This is a genomic window from Bradyrhizobium sp. A11 (assembly GCF_042077125.1).
GTDB lineage: Bacteria > Pseudomonadota > Alphaproteobacteria > Rhizobiales > Xanthobacteraceae > Bradyrhizobium > Bradyrhizobium japonicum_B.
The window spans coordinates 366,856-392,970 of the sequence record NZ_CP149509.1; the positions used below are offsets into that span (position 1 = coordinate 366,856).

Consider the following 26,115-nt stretch of genomic DNA (forward strand, 5'->3'; position numbering starts at 1 on the left):
AACAGAAACTGCTGGGAGACAATAGATGAAATCAGCACTTTTGGCCGCCGTCGCAACCTCCGCCCTGGTGCTTGCCGCGCCGGCCTCCGCCCAAGGCGTCAAGATCGGCATCCTCAACGACCAGTCCGGCGTCTATGCCGATTACGGCGGCAAATGGTCGGTCGAGGCGGCCAGGATGGCGATCGAGGATTTCGGCGGCGAGGTGCTCGGCCAGAAGATCGAGCTCGTCACCGCCGACCACCAGAACAAGCCGGATCTTGCAGCCTCGATCGCGCGGCGCTGGTACGACGTCGAGAACGTCGACATGATCACGGAGCTGACGACCTCTTCGGTCGCGCTCGCGATCCATGAGCTCTCCAAGGAAAAGAAGAAGATCGACATCGTCGTCGGCGCCGCGACCTCGCGGCTGACAGGCGATGCCTGCCAGCCCTATGGCTTCCACTGGGCTTACGACACCCGCGCGCTCGGCGTCGGCACCGGCGGCGCGTTGACCAAGGCCGGTGGCGACACCTGGTTCTTCCTCACCGCGGATTACGCCTTCGGCTATGCGCTGGAGAAGGACACCAGCGAGATCGTCACGGCCAACGGCGGCAAGGTGGTCGGCTCGGTGCGCGTGCCGCTCAACTCCTCCGACTTCTCCTCCTTCCTGCTGCAGGCGCAGAGCTCCAAGGCCAAGATCGTCGGCCTCGCCAATGCCGGCCTCGACACCACCAACTCGATCAAGCAGGCGTCCGAGTTCGGCATCGTCGCCAGTGGTCAGAAGCTCGCCGGCCTCCTGATGACGCTTGCCGAAGTGCACGGCCTCGGCCTGCAGGCCGCGCAGGGCCTGGTGCTGACGGAAGGCTTCTACTGGGACGTCAACGACAAGAGCCGCAATCTCGGCGAGCGCTTCCTCAAGCGCACCGGGCGGATGCCGAACATGATCCAGGCCGGCACCTACTCGGCGACGCTGAGCTATCTGAAGGCGGTCAAGGCCGCGGGCACCAAGGATCCGGATGCCGTCGCCAAGAAGCTGAAGGAGCTTCCGGTCGACGACGACTTCACGCAAGGCGGCAAGGTGCTCGAGAACGGCCGCATGGTCCACGACATGTATCTGTTCGAGGTCAAGAAGCCCGCGGAGTCGAAGAAGCCCTGGGACTATTACAAGCTGCTCGCCACCGTCCCCGGCGACAAGGCCTTCTTCACCGCGAAGGAAAGCGGCTGCCCGCTGACGAAGTGAGGGAACAGGCCACAGCGCGCCCCACACACTCGGTGTCGTCCCGGACAAGCGCGCCTCAAGCGCGCGCCGATCCGGGACCCATAACCACAGGCAGACGTGGTTACCGGGACTCGGAGTTGCCAACTCGCGTCACGACATCTCCCTGTGGATATGGGTCCCGAATCTTCGCTGCGCTCGTCCGGGACGACAGCGGAATGTGCAGCCCCGGATGGCCTCACACCAGCCGCAACACCACCGCCCCCAGCGCTCCCACCCACAGCGCAAACGCCGCGAGTATCTGGATCGCAAACCCTGGGCCGCGCTTGGCCGCCGCCTTCGAATAGCCGATGAAATAGACGATGCGGCCGATGATCCAGACTGCGCCGAGCCCCGCGGCGATGGCGTCGCCGATATAGATCGCGAACAGCCACAGCGCCGGCAGGACAATCGGCAGCCATTCCAGCGTGTTCATCTGGATGCGGAAGGCACGGTCGAAATCGGGATGGCCCGACATCGCAGGCACCTTGACGCCGGTCTTGGTGCGTGCGCGCGAGACGTTGATGATGGTGAAGAAGTAAAATGCAATCGCCAGCAGGGTGACGAGGGCGGTGAGGTGATACATCGCGGAATTCCTTTGGAGAGGTCGCGGCTTCAATAGCCGGTCATCTCGAGATAACCAACACCGTCATGGCTTCCGGCAAAGCTGATCGGCCCTTCCCAATAGGCGAAGCCGGTCCCCATCCAGGCTTTCGGATTGAGCGGCTTGCACTGGATCGAGAACGATCGCGACGGGATCGCGATCTGCCATTCCACCGGCACCTTGCGTCCTGCGACCTCCGCCGTCGCCATCGGGATCATCTGGATGTCATCCCCCGCGATCATCTGCGTGTTGCCTGCCGCGTCGATCCAATTGCCGAACGGATGATTCCTGCCGTCCTTCTGCCGCAGCCGGTACAGCATCAGCTTGTCGCCCGACGACAGATGCAGCGACAGCCAGTCCCAGCCGGTCTGATCCGTGTCGAGCGGCTGGCTGCTCCATTCCCTGTCCAACCAGGCCTGGCCCGAGACACTGACCGGCTTGTCGTCGATGGTGAGCGTGCCGCGGGCGCGGTAGAACGGCTGGCTGTAATAATAGGACGCCTGGCCGCGCTCCGATTTGCGGCTGTAGCCGCGATCACCCTGCAGCACGACCGGACGATCAGTCTCGAGCGTCACCGCGTAGCTGAAGTCGGTGCTGGATGCCTTCAGCGTCAGCGGCGCCAGATTGCGATCGTCGGCGGGCTCGAGGCCCTTCATTTGCCAATCGTCGATCCAGGCATCGAACGGCTTTTCCGTGACCCCGGCCTGCCCGACGCCGCCGCGCGAAAATGTTTCGTTGAAGCGATGAGTGTCGGCGCGCGTCACTGCGGCGTGGGCCATCCACACCTGCTGATTGGTCCAGCCTTCGCCTTGCGGGCCCGGCTGCGCCGCCTGGCGGAACAGCGTCCATTGCAGGCCGCAAGCCGCACCGCGGCCGTCGACGAGGTTGGCCGTGAGATACCACCACTCGATGCGAAACTCCGGATGCGGCCCGTGATCGGCCGGAAAGGCAAACGGTCGTCCCGGCGTCACCTTCGCAAAGCCGTCCGCGGTTTCGCCGAGCCCGGCATAGCCTTGCGCAGCGGCGCGGTGCGCGAGCGCCAGCGCGGCAATGCCGCCGGCGAAGGCGCGGCGCGAGATGCGATCAGCGCTCATTGGCAAACACCTTGACGAGGCTCGCCGGCTGCATCCGCGCCAGCCGCACCACCGGCAGGAGGGCCGCCAGCAGCGAGGCCAGCAGCGCCACCGCGACCAGCCCGACCAATTGCTCCGGAAACACGTGGAACGGCAGCCGCCAGCCGAACGCCTTCACGTTCACGATCGCGACCAGGCACCACGCCACCACGAGGCCGAGCGGCACGGCCAGCAGCGCCGTGAACAGCGCCACCGAGAGCGTCTTGGCCAGCTCGATCGCGGCAAGGCGCGGCCGCGTGATGCCGATCGCCCATAGCGGCGCGAGCTGCGGCAGGCGGGAATTCGCCAGCGTGAGCAGGCTCGTGAAGAGCGCGATCCCGGCGACACCGAGCGTGAAGGCGTTCAGCGCCGAGGTCACCGCAAAGGTGCGGTTGAAGATGCGGATCGATTCCGCCTTCACCGTCGACTGGTCGGCGACGCTGCGGTCGTCGAGCGCGAACTGCTTCTGCAACGCCGAGATCAGGCCCGATATGTTCTCCTTCGCGACGATCAGGCCGATCCGCGTCTGCGGCGTCTGCGGAAATTGCCGGATCAGCGCCGCGACGTTCACGGTCAGCTGTCCCCTGGGATTGCCGTAATCGGCATAGATGCCGACGATGTCGAGCTCCCAGGTTCCGCCAGGTGCCGGCACCGCGACGACGTCGCCGATGCGGACATTCAGGCGGCGGCTGAGCTGCTCGCTGATGAAGGCGGCGTTGCCGGGGACCAGCCGGGTCCAGGCCTGGGGCGCGGCGTCCAGCAGCGGCCAGCGCTCGCGATACAGCGCGTGATCGGGCAGGCCGAGCAGCTCCACCGGTTGGCCCTGAAGCTGCGCTTCGGCGCGCCCGCCCGACAGGATCGCCTGCACGTCGCTGCGTTCCTTCAGCCAGTTGCGGATCGCGACACCTTGCGCGTTGTCGGAGGCGCTGATGTAGACGTCGGCGGCGAGCCGTCCGTTCAGCCAGCCGAGGAAGGTGCGGCTGAACGTCTCCACCATGGTGGATACCCCGACATTGACGGCAAGCGCCAGCAGCAGCGCCATCAGCGCCAGCGACAGGCCGGAGAGCTGCTGCCGGCTGTCCGCCCAGAACCACAGCGCCAGCGGTCTTCGCGCGGCACGTTGGCCTGCGAGCAGGAGGAGCTCGAGGAAGGCCGGCAGGATCAGGGCCGCGCCGAGCATCAAGGCCGCCAGCAAGCCAAAGCCCGCGATCAGCGATTCGCCGTAGCGCAGCAGCAGCAGCGCGCCCACGAACACGGCGCCGGCCGCACAGCTTTGCAGGACCAGCCAGCGGCGCTGCCGCTGCTGCCAGGCGCGCGGCTGCGCCGTCGCCAGCACAGGCATCGTGATCGCCTTGATCAGGCTGGTGGCCGCCGCGACCAGCGCGCCCGCAATGCTGATGCCGATGCCGGCGAGCCACCATTCGGGCCGCAAGCTGAGCTGCCCCGGGATCTGCGCGCCATAGAGCCCGCGCAGCGAAGCCGCGACGTCAGGCAGCAGCACCGCGGCAATGAAATAGCCGCACACGAGCCCGATCAACCCTGCGACCAGTGCCAACGCGACGAGCTCGACCACCAGCACGGTGTTGACGAGCCGCGCCGAGGCACCGCAGGCGCGCAGCGTCCGCAGCATCGGCAGCCGCTGCTCGAAGGCGAGGCCGACGGCGGAGTTGACGATGAAGAGCCCGACGAAGAACGACAACAGGCCGAACGCCGTGAGGTTGAGATGGAAGCTGTCGGTGAGGCGCTCCAGCTCGGTCTCCGCATTCGGCTCGACCAGCTGCAATTGGTCGCCGACGACGCTGGCCAGCGGCGCGGGCCTGCTCTTGGGCTTGCCGATCAGCAGCCGCGACAGCTGGTTCGGCTTGTTCAGCAGGCGCTGCGCCACGCCGATATCGACCACCAGCACGCCGGGCGCGAGCTGCGGCAGCACGCGTAGCGGCGGCAGTGTTGCGCCGTTGCTGATCGCAGGTGCCGCGCCTTCCGCTGCCTGCAAGTCGCTCAGCGTCTCGCGTGCCGCCAATGTCTGGCCCGGCGGCGCCACGAAGCTGCTCAAATCCGCGGCACCGAGGCGCGGCGCATTGCCGATTTCGGCTGGCAGCGTCACCGGCTCGATCCCGAGCAGCCGCACCGAGCGGCCGTTGATCTGGACCCGGCCTTCCAGTGTCGGTGACACCGGCCAGCCGGCGCGGCGGAGCTCTACGAAGAGATCCTGCGGGAAAGTTGCCGCATGCGGTGCCACCAGCATCGCGGTGCGGGTGCCGCCGAATGTCGCTGCGGCGCGGTCATAGGCGGTGCGGGCCTGCTGGTTGATGGCCTGCACGCCGCTCCACAGCGCGGTCGCCGCGATCAGCCCGATCAGAAGCGTCGCGAACTGCATCTTGTGACGTCGCCAATGGCTGAGCAGCACCGCAAGGATCCAGAGCGCGCGTCTCATGCGATCCGCCCCGCATGCAGGGTGAGGTGGCGGTCGAGTGTTGCGGCCAGATGCAGGCTGTGCGTCACCATCAGGAAGCCGCAGCCAGTGCGCGCGACAAGGTCGCGCGCCAGCGCAAGCACGTCCTCGGCGGTGTCTTCGTCGAGATTGCCGGTCGGCTCGTCCGCCAGCAGCAGCGAGGGCTTTGTCGCCAAGGCCCGGCCAATCGCGACCCGTTGCTGCTGACCGCCGGACAATTGCTCGGGATAGCGCTTCAGGAGTGATCCAAGCCCGAGCCGTTCGGTCAACTCGTTGGTCCAGGCTGCATCGTGACGGCCGGCGATCCGCGCCTGAAACACCAGATTATCCGCGACCGAAAGACTCGGGATCAGGTTGAACTGCTGAAAAACCAGGCCGATCCGGTCGCGGCGCAAGCTGGCGCGACCGGCATCGGAGAGCTTGGTGACCTCGACGTCCTCCAGCCGGATCGTGCCGCCATCGGCGGCGTCCAATCCCGCGATCAGGTGCAGCAGCGTGCTCTTGCCGCTGCCGGACTCGCCGGTCAGCGCGATGCGCTCGCCCTTGCCGAGGTCGAGATCGACGCCGCGCAGCACATGGACCGGTTCGCCGGCCGAGGAGAAGGTCTTGGAAAGATTTCGGATGCTCAGCACGATGAATGGCGCCGGACGGAATGAGGACTTGTTGCGTAGCACACTTGCTGTGGAAATGCCGGGTTGCGTTGGTCTCGAACCCGTTGTTAGCTTCCAAAACGGCCAAATCAAAAAGGTGCCAAAAAGACATGCGGGGAGAACGATGAGCGCTCAGGGAACGCCCGATGCGGCGGGCAGGACGGCAGGGCAGTCCAGGGATTCGGCGAAGCCAACGCCGAAGGGCGCCTGGACCGTCACCTTTCTCCTCTTTCTCTTCATGGTCGTGAACTTTGCGGACAAGATCGTCGTCGGGCTCGCCGGCGTGCCGATCATGACCGATCTGAAGCTTTCGCCGGAGCAGTTCGGCCTGCTCGGCTCCTCGTTCTTCTTCCTGTTCTCGATCGCCGCCATCGTGGTCGGCTTCATCGTCAACAAGGTGCCGACGCGCTGGGTGCTGCTGACGCTCGCGGTGATCTGGGCGCTGGCGCAGTTTCCGATGGTCGGCACCGTCTCCTTCACCACGCTCCTGATCTGCCGCATCGTGCTGGGCGCCGGCGAAGGCCCGGCCTTCTCGGTCGCCGCGCACGCGATCTACAAATGGTTCCCCGACGAGAAGCGCACGCTGCCGACCGCGATCCTGTCGCAGGGCTCGGCCTTCGGCGTCATCCTGGCGGTGCCGGCGCTGAACTGGGTCATCGTCAATCATTCCTGGCACTATGCCTTCGGCGCGCTCGGAATCGTCGGCCTGATCTGGGTTGCGGCCTGGCTCGTGCTCGGCAAGGAAGGGCCGCTGGAGGACACGCAGGTCCTTGCCGAGACCGAGCAGAAAATTCCCTACTTGCAGCTTCTCACCTCGCGCACCTTCATCGGCTGCGTCGCCGCGACCTTCGGTGCCTATTGGGCGCTGTCGCTCGGCCTGACCTGGTTCACGCCGTTCATCGTCAAGGGCCTCGGCTTCTCGCAGAGCCAGGCGGGCTTCGTCTCGATCCTGCCCTGGGTGTTCGGCGCCACCATCGTCATTCTCACCGGATGGATCTCGCAGGTGATGATGGCGCGCGGCTACAACACCCGCGTGGCACGCGGCGTGCTCGGCTCGGTGCCGCTGGTGATCGGTGGGCTGATCCTGGCGATGATGCCGCATGTTCAGGGTGCGGGCCTGCAGATCGCGCTGCTGGTGGTCGGCTCGGGCCTGTGCGGCGCGATCTATGTCGTCTGCCCGCCGATGCTCGGCGAGTTCACGCCGACCTCGCAGCGCGGCGCCATCCTCGCGATCTACGGTGCGCTGTACACGCTGGCCGGCATCATCGCGCCGGCCGTGATGGGCGCGACGATCCAGCGTGCCGGCAGCACGCTCGACGGCTACATGACCGGCTTCACCATCAACGCCGTGATCATGGTCGGCTCCGGTCTGCTCGGCCTGCTGCTGCTGTGGCCGAACACGGAGAGGGCGAGGTTGACCCGTGGTGCCGCGGCACAGGCCAGCGCGCTGAAGGGCGCGGTGTCGCCGACGTAGGGCTGCGAACCGCCCGCTCCAATCACAACTGTCGTCCCGGACAAGCGCGCCCAAGCGCGCGCAGATCCGGGACCCATAACCACAGGGATAAGTTTGGCGATGACTCGGAGTGACCAGCTTCGCGCCGCAACTTCTCCCTGTGATTATGGGTCACCGCCTTCGCGGGGACGACAGTTGAATTTGTAGCTACATCGACCGCTCAATTCGCAGAACCTTCCCGCTTCCGTTCCGTGAACGGCGACAGCACCACCGTCGCCACCATGAAGATCACGGACGCGCCGAACACCCAGTGCGGCGCGTTCTGGTCCATGATCCAGCCGAACAGCAGCGGCGAGACGATGCCGCCGAGATTGAAGCCGGTGGAGACGATGCCGAAGGCGCGCCCCGCGGCGCCCGCCGGCGCGGCGTTACGCACCAGCATGTCGCGCGACGGGGCGATCACGCCGGAGAGGAAGCCCGCGACCGTCATCGCCGCGGTCAAGGCCCAGCCGGGCAGCGTCACCAGCGCGATCAGCAGCACGATGGCCGCGTTCACGGCAAAGCAGGCCGCTGCGACATAGCCGTGGCGTTCGGTGTGGTCGGCGAGGAAGCCGCCGGCGAGCACGCCGGCGGCGCTGGCGCCGAGGAACGCCGTCAGCATGACGTTGGCTGCCGAATAGGACGTGCCGTAGCCGCTCATCAGCGCGACGACGCCGAAATTGTTGATGCCGGCCACGGACAGGCTGAGCAGCATGAACAGCGCCGTCAGCGTGATCAGCGCCGGGGTGATGACCGCCTGCTTCGGCGTGTTCTCCGCGCCCGGCTTTGCCTTGCTGGCGCCGGCGTCGGGAATGTTCATGACGAGCAGCAGCAGCGCCACCAGAATGCCGATCGCGCCCGATGCGATCAGCGCGCCGACGCCGCCGGACAGGGCGACGAGCGCCGCCACGATCGCCGGCGCCACCGCGCCGCCGAGAAAGCCGGCAAAGGTGTGGATCGAGAAGGCGCGGCCCATCCGCGCCTCGTCCATGTGCGCGGCCAGGATCGCATAGTCCGCGGGATGATAGACGCTGTTGGCGAGGCCCAGCAGCACGGCGCAGGCAATCAGCGAGACATAGCTGAGATGCAGGCCGAGCAGGATCAGCGCGAAACCGCCCAGCGTGAGGCCGATCAGCAGGATCCTGCGCGCGCCAAAATGATCGACGAGATAGCCGGTCGGCGCCTGCGTCAGCCCGGACACCACCGCGAACACGGTGAGCGCGAAGCCGAGCTCGATATAGCCGACGCCGAGCTGCGCTTTGAGAAACGGGAACAGCATCGGCAGGACCAGCAGATGAAAGTGGCTGACCCAATGCGCGATCGAGATTCCCGTCAGCGTGCGCAGCGCGCTGTCCGCCTTGCCTTGCTGCGGTGCGGCGAGAACGTCGACCATTGCAGTTCCGTTTTACTTCCTTCGGGATGCGGAAACTATCGAAGGGCGGTTATTTGTCCATGAACGCAAGCGCATGGCAGGTAGGGCGGGCGGGGGAGTGACGACGCCGAGGTGCCTCCACGCTGTCGTCCCTGCCGAGTGCGCAATTGCGCACTACGCGGGGACGACGGCGGAGTACGGGACTAAGACCTCACAACGGGTCGTCATCCGGCCCGTAGCGGTCACGCTTCGGTGTTGCGATGTCGCCGTCTTCGTAATCGTCGTCGTCGATGTCGCGTGGCAGCGGCTTCTTCGCCTTGCTGTCCGCCGGCTTCTCGTCGGCAGGCTTGGGCGGCGCGCTCGGCTTGGCAGTCTTGCTCATGGCTTGGTCCCGGATGGTGATGCTGCATCCGATCCTAGTCCGAATATGTGGGCGGCTGCTGACTTATCTCAAGAAGCTACGTGGGCCCGTCAGTGCACGAGCGGCCCGCCGGCCTTCTTCCAGGCATCCAGGCCGCCGGCGATGTGCGCTGTGTTGGCAAGGCCGGCCTCCTTCGCCGCCGCCACCGCCATCGCCGAGCGTTCGCCGAAGGCGCAGAAGAACACGATGCGGCGGCCGGTGGCGGCTGCGACCTCGCGCAGCATGCCGCCGGGCTTGAGGCTCTCCTCCACCGATTGATACGGCGCGTGCAGTGCGCCTTCGAGCATGCCGTGCTTGGCGCGCTCGTTGCCCTCGCGCAGATCGACCAGCAGGATATCCGGCCGGCCGAGACTGCGGATCGCTTCAGTCGCGTTGAGCGCGCGGCCCTCCTTCTCCAGCTCCTCCTGATGCAGGCCGACATGCATGTTGGCGGGCACCGCCACGTCCATCATCTTCGGATTGGGCAGCTTCAGATTGGCCATCAGCTCGATATATTCGTCGACCGAGCGCACCTGGAGCCTGGGATTGTAGCGCTTCTCCTCGCCGATGGTGGAGACGGTGTCGCCCTTGTAGTCGTGCGCCGGGAACACCATCGTCTCGTCCGGCAGCTTCAGCAGCCGGTTGAAGATCGAATCGTACTGCGCGCGCGAGGAGCCGTTCTGGAAGTCGGTGCGGCCGGTGCCGCGGATCAGGAGCGTGTCGCCGGTGAAGACGCGATCGCCCATCAGATAGGAATAGGAATCGTCGGTGTGGCCGGGCGTGTACATCACGTCGAGCGACAGGCCCTCGATCGTCACCTTGTCGCCGTCGGCGACCCGCATCGCCACCACGTCGGCCTTGGTCTGGTCGCCCATCACGGTCATGCAATGGGTGCGGTCGCGCAGCTCGCCGAGGCCGGTGACGTGGTCGGCATGCAGATGGGTATCGACCGCCTTGACCAGCCTGAGGTCGAGCTCGCGCAGCAATTGGCAATAGCGGTCGACCTTCTCCAGCACGGGATCCAGGATCAGTGCCTCGCCGCCGGAGCGGCTGGCAAGGAGATAGCTGTAGGTGCCCGAAACGCTGTCGAAGAGCTGGCGGAAGATCATGGCAGGAAGTCCGGCAGTGGAACTGGTTTTCGAGGATTCTACTACGATCCGGGCCGGAAAGAGAAGTAATTCACTGTCCGCGTAGGAAAATTTGGAAGATTCTTTTTGCGGTGCAAGTGTGGGAGTGGTCGGCCATGCCGTCGCCCCATCCACAACTGTCATCGCCCGCGAAGGCGGGCGATCCAGTATTCCAGAGGCCGTCGTGGGATACGGGGGGCCGCGGCGTACTGGATCCCCCGCTTTCGCGGGGAATGACACCGCCTCTGTGGCGACGCTGTGCCCAACGAAATCAGGGCCTCACTACCGTGTACCCGTTCTCCGCCAGAAACAGGATCTGCCCGACGCCGACCTGCACCGGTGTTGCCGCGGGGATGAACTCCGGTCGCTTGCCGGTTTCGCGTTCGATCGTGTCCACCGTGTTGAGGCAGATGTCGAACCGCACGCCCTGCGCGATCAGGCTTTCCACCTGCTTGCGGCGCTCGCTGCCCGACAGCAGGAGGTCGATGCCGGGGCCGAACGCCACCACTTCGAGCGCGATCTTGTCGGGAGTGTAGGCCTTCAGCAGGTTGTTGGCGACGCTAAGCACCAGTGCTTGCTTCTTGGCATCGCCATCGGAGAGCTGCAGCACGATTCTGTGCTCGGCGAATGGCTTGTCCAGGAGCGGCACCTGTTGCGCCGAGGCCGGCGGGACGGCGAAGGCGAGCAGCGCCAGTATCAGTGTGGACAGGATCTGCGCGCGCTTCATCCCTGCCCCGCGATGCCTGGATTGTCGTCGACCCCCTTGAGCGTGACGCCGGAGCTGAGCCGCTCCTGAAACATCCGGCCCGAGCGCAGATATTTGCCGACGACGTCCCACACCGGCGCGCCCTGCTGGCCGTTGACCGAAGCCCAGCCTGCGACCTTGTAGCGATGGCCGGCGCTGATCGCCTTGCCATTATGGATCCTCAAATCCGAGATGCGGCTGCCGATCGCGGCAGTCGGAGTGCAGGTGTAGCTGAGCCCGCCGGCGCGCACCATGTCGCCGCCCTGCTGGTAGTAGGGATCGGCGTTGAAGAGATTGTCGCAGATGTCCTCCAGCACGTCCTTGATCTGGGCGCCCGTCATCTCCTGCACATAGGTCTCGGGATAGGTGATCGCGGTCTCCGCGAGCAGATCCTCCATGGTCAGCGCCTGGCCGGACAGCGCGGTGACGCCCCAGCGGAAGCCCGGCGACAGCGCGATCTCGGTGTCGAGCTCGGTACGGAGCGCGGTGCAGATCAGCTCGTCGACCGGTCCGGAGAAATTGCCGCGGCGATAGAGCAGGCGGTCGGGCGTTGCGATCTTCTCCGACCAGTCGGTCACGTGCGGCGCGCGCAGCCGGCCGATCAGCTCGGCCATGGCCGGATCGGGCTTCAGCAGCTCGGAATAGACCGGCAGCAAATGATAACGAACGCCGCCGACCTTGCCTTTGTCGATGGCGAGATCGAGCACGCCGAGGAATTTTCCGTTGGAGCCTGCATTGGTGACGAGCGTGATGCCGCCGGCGTTCTTCACCGCAATCGGCTGCGGCACGGCATCATGGGTGTGGCCGCCGAGAATGACATCGATGCCGGTGACGCGACTTGCGAGCTTAAGGTCGACATCCATGCCGTTGTGCGACAGCAGGATGACGGCATCGACCTTGTCGGTGCCGCGCAAGGCGTCGACGAGCTTCTGCAATTCCTCCTCGCGGATGCCGAAGGTCCAATCCGGCGTGAACCGCTTCGGATGCGCGATCGGCACGTAAGGGAAGGCCTGGCCGACGATCGCGACCCGATGGCCGCCGATCTCCTTGATCATCGACGGCTTGAACACGCGTCCTGTGGCCTTGTCGAAGGCGAGGGCGTCGTTGAATGCGGCTTCCTCGGTCAGGAAGACGTTCTGCGCCAGGAACTCGCCCTTGAAGCGCTCGAGATTGTCGCGCAGCGCCTGCTCGCCATAGGTGAACTCCCAATGTCCGGTCATCGCTTCGATGCCGAGCAGGTTGGCGACCTCGACCATGTCGCGGCCCTGCATGACATTGGCAAGCCCGGTGCCTTGCCAGAGATCGCCGCCGTCGACGAGCAGCGAACGTTGCTCGCCGACGTCGCCGCGCAAGCGGTCGACCAGCGTCTTCAGATGGGCAAAGCCGCCGAGCTTGCCGAAGCGGCCTGCCGACTTCTCGAACTCGACACAGGTGAAGGCATAGGCATCGGCGCTGTCGGAGCGGATGCCGAACCGCTCCAGGAAGGCGCGGCCGACCAGATGCGGCGGCCGTCCGGCCATCTCGCCGATGCCGATATTGACGCTGGGCTCGCGGAAATAAACCGGGTTCAGCTGCGCATGCGTGTCGGTGATGTGCAGGATGCGCGCATTGCCGAACCGCTCGAGATCGTAGATGCTCCCGGTCTCGGCGCCTCGTGCGAGCCGCGGCAGACCAAGCGATGCGGCGGCAAGGCCTGCAGACTTCAGGAAATCGCGGCGGCGGATCGCCATCCAAAAATTCTCCGCGCCCTCAATGGTCGCAAGACTGGTCCAGTTGAGGCCAGTCTAGCGGATTTCCATCGCCTTCCAGGCTTCTTTTTCAGACGTCGCCTGGAAGATCGACGCCTTTGCCAGCGCCTCGGCCTCCTTGGCTGCGGCGGTGGCGCGGTCGAAATCGCCGCCATCCGCCGCCTTCCTGGCCGCGGCCAGCATCGAGACGGTCACGGTCCACTGGTTGCGCAAGCCGGCAGCCTCCTTCGATGCGGCTTCGGCGGCGCTGTACGCCGCCTTGTAGTCCGCTTCGGTCGCCGCGCGCGCCGTGGCGGCGAGGCTGAGCGCGAGCAGCATGGCGAGAGCAAGTGTCCGCTTCATGGCCGCGCTCCCGGGCCCGATATCGGCAGACCGTTGGCGACGTAGGACAGGAAATATTCGACGTCGCGGTATTCGTCCGCCTGCGGCTCCAGCGGAACCGCGCGGGTCTGGCTGTTGCAGGTGACGAAGCGGCGGCTGGTCGTGCCCATGCCGCTCCATTCAGAGCGGTAGATCGGCATCGCGTTCACGATGCCGAGCGCCGGCGCCAGGATCTCGGCGCGGATGCGCTCGCCCGGGCTCTGCACATGGCAGCTTGCGCAGGAGAAGTTCATCTGGCCGCGGCGAGTGTAGAAATAGCGCTTGCCGTTCTCGAAGGCTGCGAGCGCGCGCGGATCGTCGGGGATCTTGATGTCCATCGGCTTGCCGCGCGAGGTGTAGGCCATGTAGGCGGTCAGCGAGGCCATCTCGTCCTTGACGTAGGAATAGGGCGCCTCCCCATTGGCCTCGCGGCAGCGGTTGAGCGCGAGCTCCAGCGTGATGACCTTGCCTTCCTTCGTGTCGAAATAGGGATAGTTCTGGCGGACGCCGATACCGCCGTTCGGGAAGCAGTCGGCATAGGTCTTGCCGTTCTTGAACGGCGTCGCAAACATCTCCTTGCCGGCCTCGAGCGCGAACTCGTAGGGCGGGAATTCCTCCTTCTCCTGCCACTGCCGCTTCAAGTCGGCGTTCATGGAGTATGGGCCGTTGACGAAGTCCTCGTGCTTCACGTCAGGAAACTTCTGGAAGAAGAAGTTCTGGAACGCCTTGGCGTCGGCCACGGGATCGACCTTGTCGGCCGCGACGACGCGCGGAGCGGTGAGGGCGAACGCAACGAGCGCGGCGCTGAGCGAGCCAAGCCGCAGGGCAGACCGGGTCTTCATCACGCGATCTTCGCGGTGGTCGTGTCCGAGCCACCCTTGTTATCGGTCCAGGAGATCTTGAGCTCGTCGCCCTTCTTGGCGCCCTTGAAGCTGAACTTCACATAGGGATCCTTGGAGACCGCGGTGCCCCAATCGGCGACGAAGACGTCCTTGCCGTTCCATTCGAATTTCAGCTGCTGGATGAAGTGCGCGGGAATCAGCTCGCCCTTGGGATTCTTGACCAGGCCGGTATCCATGGGATGCTGGATCAGCGCCTGCACCTCGGTGATGTCGCCGTTGGATGTTGCGCGCACGCGAATGCTTGATGCCATCGGACCGATCCTCCTAGCCGCCGCAGCCGCCGACGGTGACCTTCACTTCCTTGGTCGCGCTGTAGAGCTTGCCGTCGGCTTCGACGATGGCGACCAGTTTGGTGGTCTTGGCCATCTTCAGCCGGTTGGCGACGGCCGGAAGCGTGCCCTCGGCGATCTTGTAGGACGCCGCGAGCGCGTACGGGTTCTCGGCCACGAGGAACGAGATCGAGCTCACCTTGTCGAGCGTCGTCGTCACCGACACCGGCACGACGCCGCCGTTCTCGGCGATCTCGGGCGCATCCAGCTTGACCTTGTCCGAGGGCTCGGCGGTCTTGCCGTAGAGCGCCTTGATCGCGTCGGCCTCGTGCTTCTGCTTGAAGGCCTCTTCCGGATATTTGTCGTTGGCCGCGGCGCGCGCGGGAGCGGCGGCGAACGGCAGATTGCCAAGGCCGAGCAGTGCGACGGAGGCCGCGCCCTGAAGGATCAGGCGCCGTGTCGCAAGGGGGCCGGTGGTCATGGTCATCTCTGGTCTCCTGGCAGCCGGCCGTTACAGGGTCTGCAGGAAATCAACGATCGCGCTGATCTCCTGCTCGGTCAAAATCCGGTTGCGGCCGAACGGCGGCATCATGGTCTGCGGATTGCGCTTGGTCTCGTCGAAGATGATCGCGGTCAGCTCGTTGCGGTCGGGATACTTGGCCTTGAGGTCCTTCAGCTCCGGACCGATCGTTCCCGGCAGGTCGCCGCCTTTGATGACGTGGCAGGTCAGGCAATTGCCCTTGCCGCGGTCGAACGCGAGCTTTTGGCCGTCGGCCACACTGGATTGCGCCCATGCCGCAGCCGTGCCGGCGCAGAGGACCAGCGCCACCAGGATGGCAGGCTTGCAAGGAAAAGCGGTCAAGGCATCGTCCCGAGCGTTATGTCGATGATCTCATTTGTGGAAATATATAGCGCGTTCCAAAGCACAAAGGGCATCGCCTGACAATCAAGACTATGCACGCGGCAAAATGGAGTTAATATCCTCCGCATTGCAACCCATGAGATAGTTCGTTCATCCAATAGGGCGGCACTAGCAAATTATTCTAGGGCGTTTGGCCCTCGGGCCTTTCCTTTTCTGTTCGCATATTTTGGGGATCTCGCTTGGCTGAATATGTCGTCGAGTTTGGCAGGGATGGTGGACGGGTCGAGCCGGATGGGCGGCTCGACGCGCCGGCGTTCCATCGCAATCACGTGCCGATCTGGGCGGCGCTGGAACAGCAACTCGCTGGCCTGACCGGCAACGTGGTCGAGCTCGGCAGCGGAACAGGGCAGCACGTGGTCCATTTCGCCCGCCACACGCCCGGCCTGGTCTGGTGGCCGAGCGACCTCAATCAGCGCCATCTCAGGAGCATCGAGGCCTGGCGCGTCTATGCCGGCCTGCCAAACGTCCGCTCACCGCTGCGGATCGATCTCACCGATCCAGACTGGTGTCCCGAGATGAAGAGCGGGCAGGCGCCGACGAGCCTTGCCGCCGTGTTCTGCGCCAATGTCATCCACATCGCGCCCTGGGCCGTGGCAGAGGGCCTGTTCGCCGGCGCCGGCCGCTATCTGCGCGCCGACGGCAAGCTGTTCCTCTACGGCCCCTTCAAGCGCGACGGCAAGCACACCGCGCTCAGCAATGCGGTGTTCGACACCTCCTTGCGCGAAGGCAATCCCGAATGGGGCGTGCGCGATATCGGCGATGTCGAGACCCTCGCGACCGCCGTGGGCCTTCGCCTCGTCGATTCCATCGACATGCCCGCGAACAATCTCACGCTGGTGTTTGCGCGGTAGCTACGCAGCCAGTGCGCTCCCTCCCCCGCCTGCGGGGGAGGGCTATCGCATATCGCGCGTCACAAGAGGTCGTCATGCCCGGGCTTGTCCCGGGCATCCACGTTCTCCGCGCGGCATGGCAAGGCGTGGATGGCCGGGACAAGCCCGGCCATGACGATATGGAGACTATCACGCCCCAAGTGCAAGAGCTCACATGCTAAAGCCTGGGCCTGCGGGGAGGGCTGGGGAGATGGTGTCTTCACAACGGGGCAGGCAACCCCAGGAGTGATCACGCCTCGCCGTCCCGCCACCCGATCTTCTCCTTCAGGAACCGATAGCCCAGCACCTCGAAGCCGGCGCGCTCCTTGTTGTCCTTGCCGTAGCCGTGGCCGCCGGCGGCCGGCTCGTAGAACCAGGCTTCATAGCCCATCGCCTGCAGCTTCGCCGCCATCTTGCGCGCGTGGCCGGGATGGACGCGGTCGTCGCGTCGCGTGGTGGCGATCAGGATCGGCGGATAGGACTGACCGGCCCTCACATTATGGTAGGCCGAGTAGGTCTTCAGCCAGTCCCATTCCTCGAGCTTGTCGGGATCGCCATATTCCGCCATCCAGCTCGCGCCCGCGAGCAGCCTGGTGTAGCGGCGCATGTCGATCAGCGGGATGGTGCAGAACAGCGCGCCGAAGCGCTCGGGATAGCGCACCAGCATGTTGGTGATGAGGATGCCGCCGTTCGAGCCGCCCTGCGCGGCGATGCGCTTCGGCTGCGTCACGCCGCGGCGCACGAGATCGGCCGCGACCGCCGCGAAATCGTCGTGCGACAGCTTCTTGCCCGCGAGCCGCCCGGCATCGTGCCAGCGCGTGCCGAACTCGCCGCCGCCGCGCAAATTCGCCTGCACCGTCGTGCCGCCGCGCTCCAGCCACAGCTTGCCGAGCGAGGAATTGTAGTAAGGCTTCACCGCAAGCGCGAAGCCGCCATAGGCGCTCATATAGACCGGTGCATCGCCGGTCTCCTTGGCGGGGCCGGTCTGCACATAGGGAATGCGCTCGCCGTCGATCGAGACCGCCTCGTGCTGCGTCACCACGAGTCCGTCGGCGGTGAAGGTCTTCGGCGCCTGCTTCAGCACGATCGGGCTGGCGACCCCGCGTTCGAGCAACAGCAGCGACGGCGGCGTGAGCGGATCCTGCACGTTGGCGAGCAGATCGCCGTTGCTCTCGGAGGGGTGACGATCGAGCGGCCAGACGTCGACGACGCCGATCTCAGGCAGGCCGGCAAGCGTTTCGCGGCTCCAGCCGGTCGCGGACGGCGTGCGGATCTCGAAGCGCGGCCGCAGCTCGTCGAGGATCGACAGCACGAGCCTGCCCGCCGCCCAGAACAGGCCCTGCAACGCGCGCCGCGGCGCCGGCTCGAACAGCACCGCAAAATCGCGGCTGCCGGCGAGGAATGCCGAGAGCGAGATGCCGAGCACGGTGTCGGTGGCGTAGGTCCGGCCTCCGGCCGTCCAGTCCTTGCGCAGCTTCATCGCGAACCAGTCGCCATGGGCCTGCAGCCAGATGCCGGTCGGCAGATCGAGCTTCGTCATGCTGCCGGCTGCGTCGCGCAGCCAGATCGCGTGATTGAAGAAATCGATCTGGTCGACGATCCAGGCCCTCGGCTCAGGGCCGGTGTCGTCGACCATGCCATGAATCATCATGTGATCGGCAACGGTCTCGATGATCACCTCAGCTTGATCGACGGGCTGGCCGCGCCGCCACAGCCGGACCGTTCGAGCATAGCCCGAGCTCGTCGCCATGCCCTCGCCATGCGCGCTCGACAGCAGCAGCGTATCGGCATCGAGCCAGTCGAGACCGCCCTTCGCCTCCGGCAGCGTAAAGCCGTCCGCCACGAAGCTCTTCGTCGCCATGTCGAATTCCCGCAGCGTCACGGCGTCGCTGCCGCCGCGCGACAGGCTCAGGACCGCGCGCGAGCTTCCCGGCATGGTGGCGATCCCGCTGAGCAGCCAGTCCTCGCCTTCGCTCGCGGCGAGCTTGTCGATATCCAGCATGGTCTCCCACGCAGGGGTGGTTTTGCGAAACTCCGCAAGCGTCGTCCGCCGCCACAGGCCGCGCGGGTTGGCGGCATCCTTCCAAAGATTGTGCAGGTCGGAGCCGCGCCGGGTGACATAGGGAATGTTGTCGGGCCGGTCGTAGATCGCAGCCAGGACGTCGCGGTCGTGCTCGTAGGCCTTGCCGCCGAACGCCTGCAGCGTCAGCTGATTCTGCCGCTCGACGAAATCGAGCGCCTGCTTGCCTTCGATCTCCTCCAGCCACAGGAAGGGATCGTCGTCGGGAGCTTGAAGCGTGGGCCGGTCGTCGACGGACATGAAGGAAACTCCCGGGAGAATTGCGGCGGATCAGATTTGATCGAGCGCAAGCCGTCAAGGGCGCGAGCCGCTATCATTGCACCGATTGCGTCAGAGGCATGGCCTGCGCCCGTTTGCGCCGGTTGCCCGCCCTCCTGCGTCCCTCCATAGTGCCGGGAATCAACAGAGCCCTGAGAGCCCATTGGGGCGGAAAAGCCGATGCTTGACGTGACTGCAGCCCACGAGATCGCCGACGACGCCCGCGCGCGCGCCAATGTGGTGCGCCTCGCCGCAGCCCAGGCGCTGACCGGTGCCAACTCGGCCGTGATCTTCGCCACCGGCTCGATCGTCGGCGCCACCCTCGCACCCGACATGTCGCTCGCGACCGTGCCGCTGTCGATGTACGTGCTCGGGCTCGCCGCCGGCACGCTGCCGACCGGCGCGATCTCGCGCCGTTTCGGCCGCCGCGTCGCCTTCGTCATCGGCACGGGCTTGGGCACGCTGACCGGCCTGCTCGGCTCGTTCGCGATTCTGCACGGCTCGTTCGCGCTGTTCTGCGTCGCGACCTTCCTCGGCGGCCTCTACGGCTCCGTCGCACAATCCTATCGCTTCGCCGCGGCCGACGGCGCCAGCGCGGCCTACCGGCCCAAGGCGCTGTCCTGGGTGATGGCGGGCGGCGTGTTCGCCGGCGTGCTCGGTCCGCAGCTCGTGCAATGGACCATGGACGTCTGGCAGCCCTATCTGTTCGCCTTCAGCTTCCTGGTGCAGGCGGCCGTCGCGCTGATCGCAATGGGCATCGTCGCCGGCGTCGACATTCCGAAGCCCGGGCCGGCCGACCTGCACGGCGGCCGGCCCCTGCTCACGATCGTGACTCAGCCGCGCTTCATCGCGGCGGCGCTGTGCGGCGTCATCTCCTATCCCATGATGAACCTGGTGATGACCTCGGCGCCGCTCGCCATGCAGATGTGCGGCCTGTCCGTGTCCGATTCCAATTTCGGCATTCAATGGCACATTGTCGCCATGTACGGGCCGAGCTTTTTCACGGGCGCGCTGATCGCCCGCTTCGGCGCCCCGAAGATCGTGGCCGTCGGCCTGCTGCTGGAAGCGGGCGCCGCCGGTATCGGCCTTTCGGGCCTCACGGCCATGCATTTCTGGGCCACGCTCGTCGTGCTCGGCGTGGGCTGGAATTTCTCCTTCATCGGCGCCTCGGCACTGGTGCTGGAGACGCACCGTCCGCAGGAGCGCAACAAGGTGCAGGCCTTCAACGACTTCCTGGTATTCGGCATGATGGCGCTCGGCTCGTTCGCCTCGGGGCAGCTGCTCGCCAATTACGGCTGGTCTGCGGTGAACCTCGTGGTGTTTCCGCCGGTCGTGCTGGGCCTCATCGTGCTCTCGCTGGTCTCCTGGGCCCGCCGTCGCAAGGCGCGGCTGGACGCGGCGATGGGCGAGTTTCCGGACGCGGTCTAGGTTGGCAGGAGGCTGTCAGCAGCGTTGATGCTTCGATCGCGGTCGAAGTGATTTTCGGGTGAGGGTCGTCTAGATGTCGGCTTGGCCGGGTTTGTCCCCGGCCGGAGCGTGTTTCAGTTCTTGCCGTCATTCCGGGGCGATGCGCAGCATCGAACCCGGAATGACGGAAGAGACGATAACGAGAAGAACGAGTGGACACATCAAGGCCCGCCGCCATCGACGAATCCTCGCTCCGTTACGAAGGCTGGCGCATCGTCGCGGTCTGCTTCCTGCTCGCGACCTTCGGCTGGGGCCTCGGCTTCTACGGCCAGAGCGTCTATGTCGCCGAGCTGCAGCGCGCGCGGGGCTGGCCGACCACGCTGATCTCCTCCGGCACGACGTTCTTCTATCTGTTCGGCGCGCTGCTCGTCGTGTTCGTCGGCGAAGCCGTGCGGACATACGGTCCGCGCCTCAGCCTCATCGCCGGCACGCTGGCGATGGCGGCAGCCAGCGTCGCGATCGGCGCGGTGCGAGAGCCCTGGCAGCTCTATCTCGCCAATGCCGTGCTCGCCTTCGGCTGGGCCGGCACCAGCCTGGCCATGATCACCAACACGATCAGCCTGTGGTTCGACCACAAGCGCGGCATGGCGATCAGCCTCGCGCTCAACGGCGCCAGCTTCGGCGGCATTGCCGGCGTGCCGCTGCTGGTCATGTTGATCGGTCATGTCGGTTTCGCCAGCGCGATGTACATCGCCGCCGGGGCCATGCTGGTGCTGCTGCTGCCGGTGATCCTGGTTCTCGTCGGCCGGCCGCCCGATCACCACCGCCGGCACGCGGCGGCGAATACCAGGCCGCAATCATCGACGCAGATCCGCGCCTGGGCGCTGCGTGACGTCGGCTTCCTGACGGTGACCATCGCCTTCGCCCTGGTGCTGTTCGCGCAGGTCGGCTTCATCGTGCACCTGATCTCGTTCCTCGATCCCGTGATCGGCCGCGAGCGTGCCGCCGTCGCGGTCGCGGTATTGACCGCGATGGCGGTGGTCGGCCGCGTGCTGTTCTCGCTGGTGATCGACCGCCTCAACCAGCGCCTGGCGTCCGCGCTGTCGTTCCTCAGCCAGGCCGCGGCGCTCCTCGTCGTCATCAACCTGCACGACGACTATGTGCTGATTGCGGCCTGCGCCTTGTTCGGCTTCTCCGTCGGCAACCTCATCACGCTGCCGTCGCTGATCGTGCAGCGGGAGTTCGACAGTGCCGCGTTCGGCGTGCTGATCAGCCTCAACACCGCGATCAACCAGGTCACCTACGCTTTCGGCCCGGGCGTCGTCGGGGCCTTGCGCGACTGGTCCGGCGGTTATTCGCTGCCGTTCTATCTCTGCGTCGCGCTGGAGGTTGTTGCCGCGGCGCTGATCATGGTGCGGGGAAAGCCAAAAGCGAAGATTGCGTAGGGTGGGCAAAGGCGCAATGCGCCGTGCCCACGATCTTCGGACGAGTCAGCAAAAGTCCGTGGGCACGCTCCGCTTTGCCCACCCTACGGCACCTGTACGAAGGCTCTGGATTGCTTTGCTACGCTCGCAATGACGGGGAGAGATCGGAGATCATCCCTCCCGCTGCTTCAGCAATGCCGCGACGTCACTCGCTCTAGCTCAGCTCCTTCACCTCGCCCTCGGGCAGCTCGAACTCGAACGTGTTCAGCGTCATCGACACCATCGTGTAATAGCCGCACAGGCCGATCACCTCGATCACGCCGCGCTCGCCGAGCAGCTTGATTGCCTCGTCGTAGAGGCCCTTCTCGACGCCGTGGCCCTCGTGCAGCGATTTCGCGAGATCGTAGATCATCTTGGCCTTGGGATCGTCGAAGTCGGGCGTGCGGCGGTCGCGGATGGCGTCGATGACGCCAGGGTCCATGCCGCCGGCGAGCGCGAGCCGCTTATGTGCGTACCATTCGTAATGCGCGGTCCAGTGCCGCGCCGTCACCAGGATCGCGATCTCCGAGAGTTTTGCCGGGAAGATCGTGTCGAAGCGCAGCACCTCGCCGAGCCGCGTGGCGTGGCGCGCCATCTCCGGGCTGTTGAGCCAGGCCATCATCGGCGCCGGCGGCTTGCCGCGCTTGCCGGCAATCGACTCGTCGTAGGTCTGCCGCTGGCTCTCGTTCATTTCGCCAGGCGAAAGAAGTTTCAGGCGCATCGTCGTTTCCTCTTTGTTTTCAAGCACCGTCCTCGCCGCGGACTATAGCGGAATGCGGGGCGCGGAAGTGGTTGAATTCCGCGGGAGCTTGGCCCAGAGTCCTCGCCAACAAGTCGATTGCGATTGATGGAAACGACCATGAGCGACACTGAATCCGCCGAGCTCGAAACATTCCGCGCCGAGACGCGCGCCTGGCTGGAAGCCAATTGTCCCCCGGAGATGCGCAAGCCCGCGACGTCGGACGCCGACGTGTTCTGGGGCGGCCGCAACGCGAAGTTCTCGTCCGAGCCGCAACGCATCTGGTTCGAGCGCATGCGCGACAAGGGCTGGACCGTGCCGGACTGGCCCAAGGAATATGGCGGCGGCGGCCTCAGCGCGGCCGAGCACAAGGTGCTGCGCGCAGAGATGGCGCGGATCGGCGCGCGGCCGCCGCTGTCGAGCTTCGGCATCTGGATGCTCGGGCCGGCGCTCTTGAAGTACGGCAACGAGGCCCAGAAGAAGGAGCATCTGCCGAAGATCGCGGCCGGCGAGATCCGCTGGTGCCAGGGCTATTCCGAGCCGAACGCCGGCTCCGATCTCGCTTCGCTCCAGACCCGCGCCGAGAGCGATGGCGACGATTTCATCATCACCGGCCAGAAGATCTGGACCTCCTACGCCAATTACGCCGACTGGATCTTCTGCCTGGTCCGCACCGATCCCGCGGCCAAGAAGCACGACGGCATCAGCTTCATCCTGTTCGACATGACGTCCAAGGGCGTCTCGACCAAGCCGATCCTCTTGATCTCCGGCTATTCGCCGTTCTGCGAAACCTTCTTCGACGGCGTCCGCGTGCCGAAATCGCACGTGGTGGGACAGATCAACCGCGGCTGGGACGTCGCGAAATATCTGCTGCAGCACGAGCGCGCGATGATCTCAGGCATGGGCGAGCGCGGCGTCGGCCGTCCGCTCGGTCAGATCGCGGCCGATACCGTCGGCACCGATGCGCTGGGGCGGCTCGACGATGCCATGCTGCGCGGCAGGATCGCGACGTTCGACGTCGATGAAGCCGCCCTCGCGGCCTGCGCCGAGCGCGCCGTCGATCTCGCCAAGGCCGGGCAGGCGCATCCGGCGTTCTCGTCGGCGATGAAATATTACGGCACCGAGCTCAACAAGCGCCGCCACGAGATCCTGATGTCGGCGGGCGGCGTCGACGCGCTGGAATGGGAGAGCGAGCGCTCCAGGCAGGGCGCCCGTCCGCGCGCCTGGCTGCGCACCAAGGCCAACTCGATCGAAGGTGGCACCTCCGAGGTTATGCTCGGCATCGTCGCCAAGCGCATCCTGGATTTGCCGGGGGCGTGAACACGCTCTCACCACCCGTCATTCCGCGGCGCGCGAAGCGCGAGCCCGGAATCCATCTCACGGCATACATGCGGCCTGATGGATTCCGGGTCTGACTCCTCGGGTCATCCCGGAATGACGACAACAAACAGATTTCGAATCGGAAACACGCACATGGCTCTCGTCCTCACCGAAGAACAATCGATGCTCCGCGACTCCGCGCGCGGGCTGATCAGCGACAAGGCGCCGGTGTCGCACCTGCGGCATCTGCGCGACAGCAAGGACCCCACCGGCTTCTCCAAGGAGCTTTGGCATTCCTTCGCCGAAATGGGTTTTGCCGGCCTCCTGGTGCCGGAGGAATTCGGCGGCAGCGGGCTTGGCTTCATGGAAGCTGGAATCGTGATGGAGGAGATCGGCCGAACCCTGATGCCGTCGCCCTTCCTCGCCACCTCAGTGGTGGCGGCCTCGGCGCTGAACCGTGGCGGCAATGCCGCGCAGAAATCGGACTACCTGCCGAAGATCGCGAGCGGCTCGCTGCTTGCAACGCTCGCGATCGACGAGGGCGCCAAGCATCGTCCACTGCAGACCAGCCTGCAGGCCGTGCGCGCCGGCAACGGCTTCAAGCTTTCCGGTGCCAAGGCGCTGGTGGTCGACGGTCACGTCGCCGATCTCTTCATCGTCGCCGCGCGCACCGCGGGCTCGGCCGGCGAGCGTGACGGCCTGACGCTGTTCCTGGTCAACCCCAAGGCCAAGGGCGTTGCGATCGAGCGCACCATCATGGTCGACGCCCACAATGCTGCGCGGATCGAGCTTGCCAATGTCGAAGTCAATGCCGACGGCGTGCTCGGCGAGGTCGACCAGGGCGCCGCTCTGCTCGACGGCGTGCTCGACATCGGCCGCGGCGCGGTCGCCGCCGAGATGGTCGGCCTCAGCGACGAAGTCTTTGGCCGCACCGTCGAGTACCTCAAGAACAGGAAGCAGTTCGGCAAGCTGATCGGCGAATTCCAGGCGCTGCAGCACCGCGCCGCCGAGCTCTATGTCGACATCGAAATCACCCGCGCCGCCACCATGAAGGCGCTGCAGGCGCTGGACGCCGACGTCGCCAAGGCCGCATCGAGCGTCGCAGTGGCGAAGGCCCGCGCCGGCACCACCGCCACGCGCGCGGTGCAGGAAGGCGTGCAGATGCACGGCGGCATGGGCATGACCGACCAGTTCGACATCGGCTTCTTCATGAAGCGCGCAAGGGTGTGCGAGGAATTGTTCGGCGACGCCAATTACCATACCGAGCAGCTGGCCCGCGCGCGGGGGTATTGAGCACGGCCTCAAGGGGCAGCAGGATGGTGCCTCAACCCGGCTGTCGTCCCGGCGAACGCCGGGACCCATAACCCCAGGGAGTAGTTTGACGAAGGCTCGAAGTTAGAGAGTCTCTCCGGTACTGTCCCTGCGCCTAGCGATAGATCACGCGGTATGGATCCCGGCGTTCGCCGGGACGACACCAGAGAGAGCCTTCCTACCGCATCGGCGGCGCGTACTGCACGCCGCCGGCATTCCACAGCTGGTTCATGCCACGCGGGATCTTCAGCTTCGACTTCTCGCCGATGTTGCGGTCGTACATCTCGCCGTAATTGCCGACGTGGCGGATGATGCGGGCGGCCCAGTCCTTGGTGAGGCCGAGCTGCTCACCGTAACGGCCTTCGGTGCCGACGAGGCGCATCACTTCCGGCTTCTTCGACTTCAAGGCCTCGTCGATGTTCTCCGAGGTCACGCCCAGTTCCTCGGCGTTGATCATGGCATACAATGTCCACTTCACGATCATCATCCAATCGTCGTCGCGCTGGCGCACGACGGGGGCGAGCGGCTCCTTGGAGATCATGTCCGGCAGGATCATGTGGTCGCCGGGTTTCGAGAGGTTCAGCCGCAGCGCATAAAGCTGGGAGACGTCGGCGGAGAAGGTGTCGCATTTGCCGGTGTCGTAGGCTTTCACGACGTCGTCGAGCTTGTCGAACTTCACCTCTTCATACTTCATGTTGTTGACGCGGAAGTAATCGGCGACGTTGAGCGTCGTCGTGGTTCCGTTCTGCACGCAGATCTTGCTGTCGGCCAGCTCCAGCGAAGTCTCCTTGTTGCGCGCGCGCGGCACCATGAAGCCGACGCCGTCGTAATAGGCCACTGCCGGAAAATACAGGTCGTAGTCGAGCTCGCGCGCCATGCTCCAGGTCGTGTTGCGCGAGAGGATGTCCACCTTGCGGCTCTGCAGCTCCTTGAAGCGCTCGTTGGCGTCGAGCGGAACGAACTTCGCCTTGCCCGGATCGTTGAAGATCGCGGCGGCGACCGCGCGGCAGAAATCGACGTCGAAACCGGTCCAGTTGCCCTTGTCGTCGGGGATCGAGAAACCCGGCAGGCCCTTGTTGACGCCGCACAGCACCTCGCCGCGGCGCACGGTGCGCTTCAGCGTGCGGGTGTCGTAGAATTCATAGATGATGGCGAGGACGGCGACCAGCACGGCGACCGCGAGCCCGATCAGCAGGCCGCCACGAAAAGTGCGCATCATGTTGTTCTCTCGAAAAATCGGGAAGGAATCAGGCGAGGGCGGGAGAGCGTGATCCTGATC

At 65.6% G+C, this 26,115-nt stretch carries 24 protein-coding genes; 7 read left to right on the forward strand and 17 right to left on the reverse strand.

Translation table 11 applies throughout. The annotated features are described in order from the left end of the window. The first annotated feature begins 25 nt into the window (after positions 1-25). A complete protein-coding gene (locus tag WI560_RS01615; protein ID WP_375306631.1) occupies positions 26-1,219 on the forward strand; it encodes an ABC transporter substrate-binding protein in 1,194 nt (397 codons plus the stop codon). Between the two features lie 214 nt (positions 1,220-1,433). Here the strand turns inward: WI560_RS01615 and WI560_RS01620 are convergent, their stop codons facing one another. The 4 genes from WI560_RS01620 to WI560_RS01635 are packed head-to-tail and all read right to left on the reverse strand — an operon-like array spanning position 1,434 to position 6,034. Then, positions 1,434-1,820, reverse strand: a complete 387-nt coding sequence (locus WI560_RS01620) for an MAPEG family protein (RefSeq protein ID WP_375306632.1) — start codon at positions 1,818-1,820, stop codon at positions 1,434-1,436. Between the two features lie 29 nt (positions 1,821-1,849). After that, complete coding sequence (locus tag WI560_RS01625) at positions 1,850-2,932, reverse strand: lipocalin-like domain-containing protein (protein WP_375306633.1); 1,083 nt, start codon at positions 2,930-2,932, stop codon at positions 1,850-1,852. Next, positions 2,922-5,384, reverse strand: a complete 2,463-nt coding sequence (locus WI560_RS01630) for an ABC transporter permease (RefSeq protein WP_375306634.1) — start codon at positions 5,382-5,384, stop codon at positions 2,922-2,924. Before WI560_RS01630 ends, WI560_RS01625 begins: the two co-directional genes overlap by 11 nt. Next, positions 5,381-6,034 carry an ABC transporter ATP-binding protein gene (locus WI560_RS01635; protein ID WP_375306635.1) on the reverse strand — a complete coding sequence of 218 codons (654 nt, stop codon included), beginning with the start codon at positions 6,032-6,034 and terminating at the stop codon, positions 5,381-5,383. Before WI560_RS01635 ends, WI560_RS01630 begins: the two co-directional genes overlap by 4 nt. 142 nt (positions 6,035-6,176) lie before the next feature. On the opposite strand from WI560_RS01635, the gene WI560_RS01640 reads away from it, so the two are divergent. Continuing rightward, positions 6,177-7,526, forward strand: coding sequence for an MFS transporter (locus WI560_RS01640; RefSeq protein ID WP_375306636.1), 1,350 nt, complete (start codon positions 6,177-6,179; stop codon positions 7,524-7,526). Positions 7,527-7,725: 199 nt separating this feature from the next. Here the strand turns inward: WI560_RS01640 and WI560_RS01645 are convergent, their stop codons facing one another. The 10 genes from WI560_RS01645 to soxX form a co-directional block, all read right to left on the reverse strand. Continuing rightward, positions 7,726-8,937, reverse strand: coding sequence for an MFS transporter (locus tag WI560_RS01645; protein WP_375306637.1), 1,212 nt, complete (start codon positions 8,935-8,937; stop codon positions 7,726-7,728). Between the two features lie 190 nt (positions 8,938-9,127). Further along, positions 9,128-9,298 (reverse strand): hypothetical protein, encoded by a 171-nt coding sequence (locus tag WI560_RS01650; protein WP_257179321.1) that lies wholly within the window; start codon positions 9,296-9,298, stop codon positions 9,128-9,130. Between the two features lie 89 nt (positions 9,299-9,387). Next, positions 9,388-10,425 carry an MBL fold metallo-hydrolase gene (locus WI560_RS01655; RefSeq protein ID WP_375306638.1) on the reverse strand — a complete coding sequence of 346 codons (1,038 nt, stop codon included), beginning with the start codon at positions 10,423-10,425 and terminating at the stop codon, positions 9,388-9,390. Between the two features lie 289 nt (positions 10,426-10,714). After that, positions 10,715-11,170 (reverse strand): hypothetical protein, encoded by a 456-nt coding sequence (locus WI560_RS01660; protein WP_375306639.1) that lies wholly within the window; start codon positions 11,168-11,170, stop codon positions 10,715-10,717. Further along, the gene (gene soxB / locus WI560_RS01665) at positions 11,167-12,918 is read right to left on the reverse strand and encodes a thiosulfohydrolase SoxB (RefSeq protein ID WP_375306640.1); all 1,752 of its coding nucleotides are present in this window, start codon (positions 12,916-12,918) and stop codon (positions 11,167-11,169) included. Before soxB ends, WI560_RS01660 begins: the two co-directional genes overlap by 4 nt. Positions 12,919-12,972: 54 nt before the next feature. Further along, positions 12,973-13,278, reverse strand: coding sequence for a hypothetical protein (locus WI560_RS01670; protein ID WP_375306641.1), 306 nt, complete (start codon positions 13,276-13,278; stop codon positions 12,973-12,975). Next, positions 13,275-14,138 (reverse strand): sulfur oxidation c-type cytochrome SoxA, encoded by an 864-nt coding sequence (gene soxA, locus WI560_RS01675; protein ID WP_375306642.1) that lies wholly within the window; start codon positions 14,136-14,138, stop codon positions 13,275-13,277. The genes WI560_RS01670 and soxA overlap by 4 nt, the downstream gene beginning before the upstream one ends. Further along, complete coding sequence (gene soxZ / locus WI560_RS01680; protein ID WP_375306643.1) at positions 14,138-14,449, reverse strand: thiosulfate oxidation carrier complex protein SoxZ; 312 nt, start codon at positions 14,447-14,449, stop codon at positions 14,138-14,140. Before soxZ ends, soxA begins: the two co-directional genes overlap by 1 nt. A gap of 13 nt (positions 14,450-14,462) precedes the next feature. Continuing rightward, positions 14,463-14,954: a thiosulfate oxidation carrier protein SoxY gene (gene soxY / locus WI560_RS01685; RefSeq protein WP_375306644.1), complete on the reverse strand. Its 492-nt coding sequence runs from the start codon at positions 14,952-14,954 to the stop codon at positions 14,463-14,465. Positions 14,955-14,978: 24 nt separating this feature from the next. After that, positions 14,979-15,329 (reverse strand): sulfur oxidation c-type cytochrome SoxX, encoded by a 351-nt coding sequence (gene soxX, locus WI560_RS01690; protein ID WP_375158318.1) that lies wholly within the window; start codon positions 15,327-15,329, stop codon positions 14,979-14,981. A gap of 239 nt (positions 15,330-15,568) precedes the next feature. Between soxX and WI560_RS01695 the strand changes: the two genes are divergently transcribed. After that, positions 15,569-16,240 (forward strand): DUF938 domain-containing protein, encoded by a 672-nt coding sequence (locus WI560_RS01695; RefSeq protein ID WP_028133877.1) that lies wholly within the window; start codon positions 15,569-15,571, stop codon positions 16,238-16,240. Positions 16,241-16,508: 268 nt separating this feature from the next. Here WI560_RS01695 and WI560_RS01700 read toward each other — a convergent pair whose 3' ends face one another. Next, positions 16,509-18,578: a prolyl oligopeptidase family protein gene (locus tag WI560_RS01700; protein ID WP_375306645.1), complete on the reverse strand. Its 2,070-nt coding sequence runs from the start codon at positions 18,576-18,578 to the stop codon at positions 16,509-16,511. A gap of 198 nt (positions 18,579-18,776) precedes the next feature. Between WI560_RS01700 and WI560_RS01705 the strand changes: the two genes are divergently transcribed. Continuing rightward, positions 18,777-20,024 (forward strand): MFS transporter, encoded by a 1,248-nt coding sequence (locus WI560_RS01705; RefSeq protein ID WP_375306646.1) that lies wholly within the window; start codon positions 18,777-18,779, stop codon positions 20,022-20,024. A gap of 191 nt (positions 20,025-20,215) precedes the next feature. Beyond that, a complete protein-coding gene (locus tag WI560_RS01710; protein WP_375306647.1) occupies positions 20,216-21,448 on the forward strand; it encodes an MFS transporter in 1,233 nt (410 codons plus the stop codon). 193 nt (positions 21,449-21,641) lie between these two features. On the opposite strand, the gene WI560_RS01715 is transcribed toward WI560_RS01710, so the two are convergent. Further along, positions 21,642-22,187: a carboxymuconolactone decarboxylase family protein gene (locus WI560_RS01715; RefSeq protein WP_375306648.1), complete on the reverse strand. Its 546-nt coding sequence runs from the start codon at positions 22,185-22,187 to the stop codon at positions 21,642-21,644. Positions 22,188-22,325: 138 nt separating this feature from the next. On the opposite strand from WI560_RS01715, the gene WI560_RS01720 reads away from it, so the two are divergent. Next, positions 22,326-23,525 (forward strand): acyl-CoA dehydrogenase family protein, encoded by a 1,200-nt coding sequence (locus WI560_RS01720; protein ID WP_257179334.1) that lies wholly within the window; start codon positions 22,326-22,328, stop codon positions 23,523-23,525. A 153-nt stretch (positions 23,526-23,678) separates the two neighbouring features. After that, the gene (locus tag WI560_RS01725) at positions 23,679-24,818 is read left to right on the forward strand and encodes an acyl-CoA dehydrogenase family protein (RefSeq protein WP_375306649.1); all 1,140 of its coding nucleotides are present in this window, start codon (positions 23,679-23,681) and stop codon (positions 24,816-24,818) included. A 196-nt stretch (positions 24,819-25,014) separates the two neighbouring features. On the opposite strand, the gene WI560_RS01730 is transcribed toward WI560_RS01725, so the two are convergent. Beyond that, complete coding sequence (locus tag WI560_RS01730; RefSeq protein ID WP_028133885.1) at positions 25,015-26,052, reverse strand: amino acid ABC transporter substrate-binding protein; 1,038 nt, start codon at positions 26,050-26,052, stop codon at positions 25,015-25,017. Positions 26,053-26,115 lie beyond the last annotated feature (63 nt).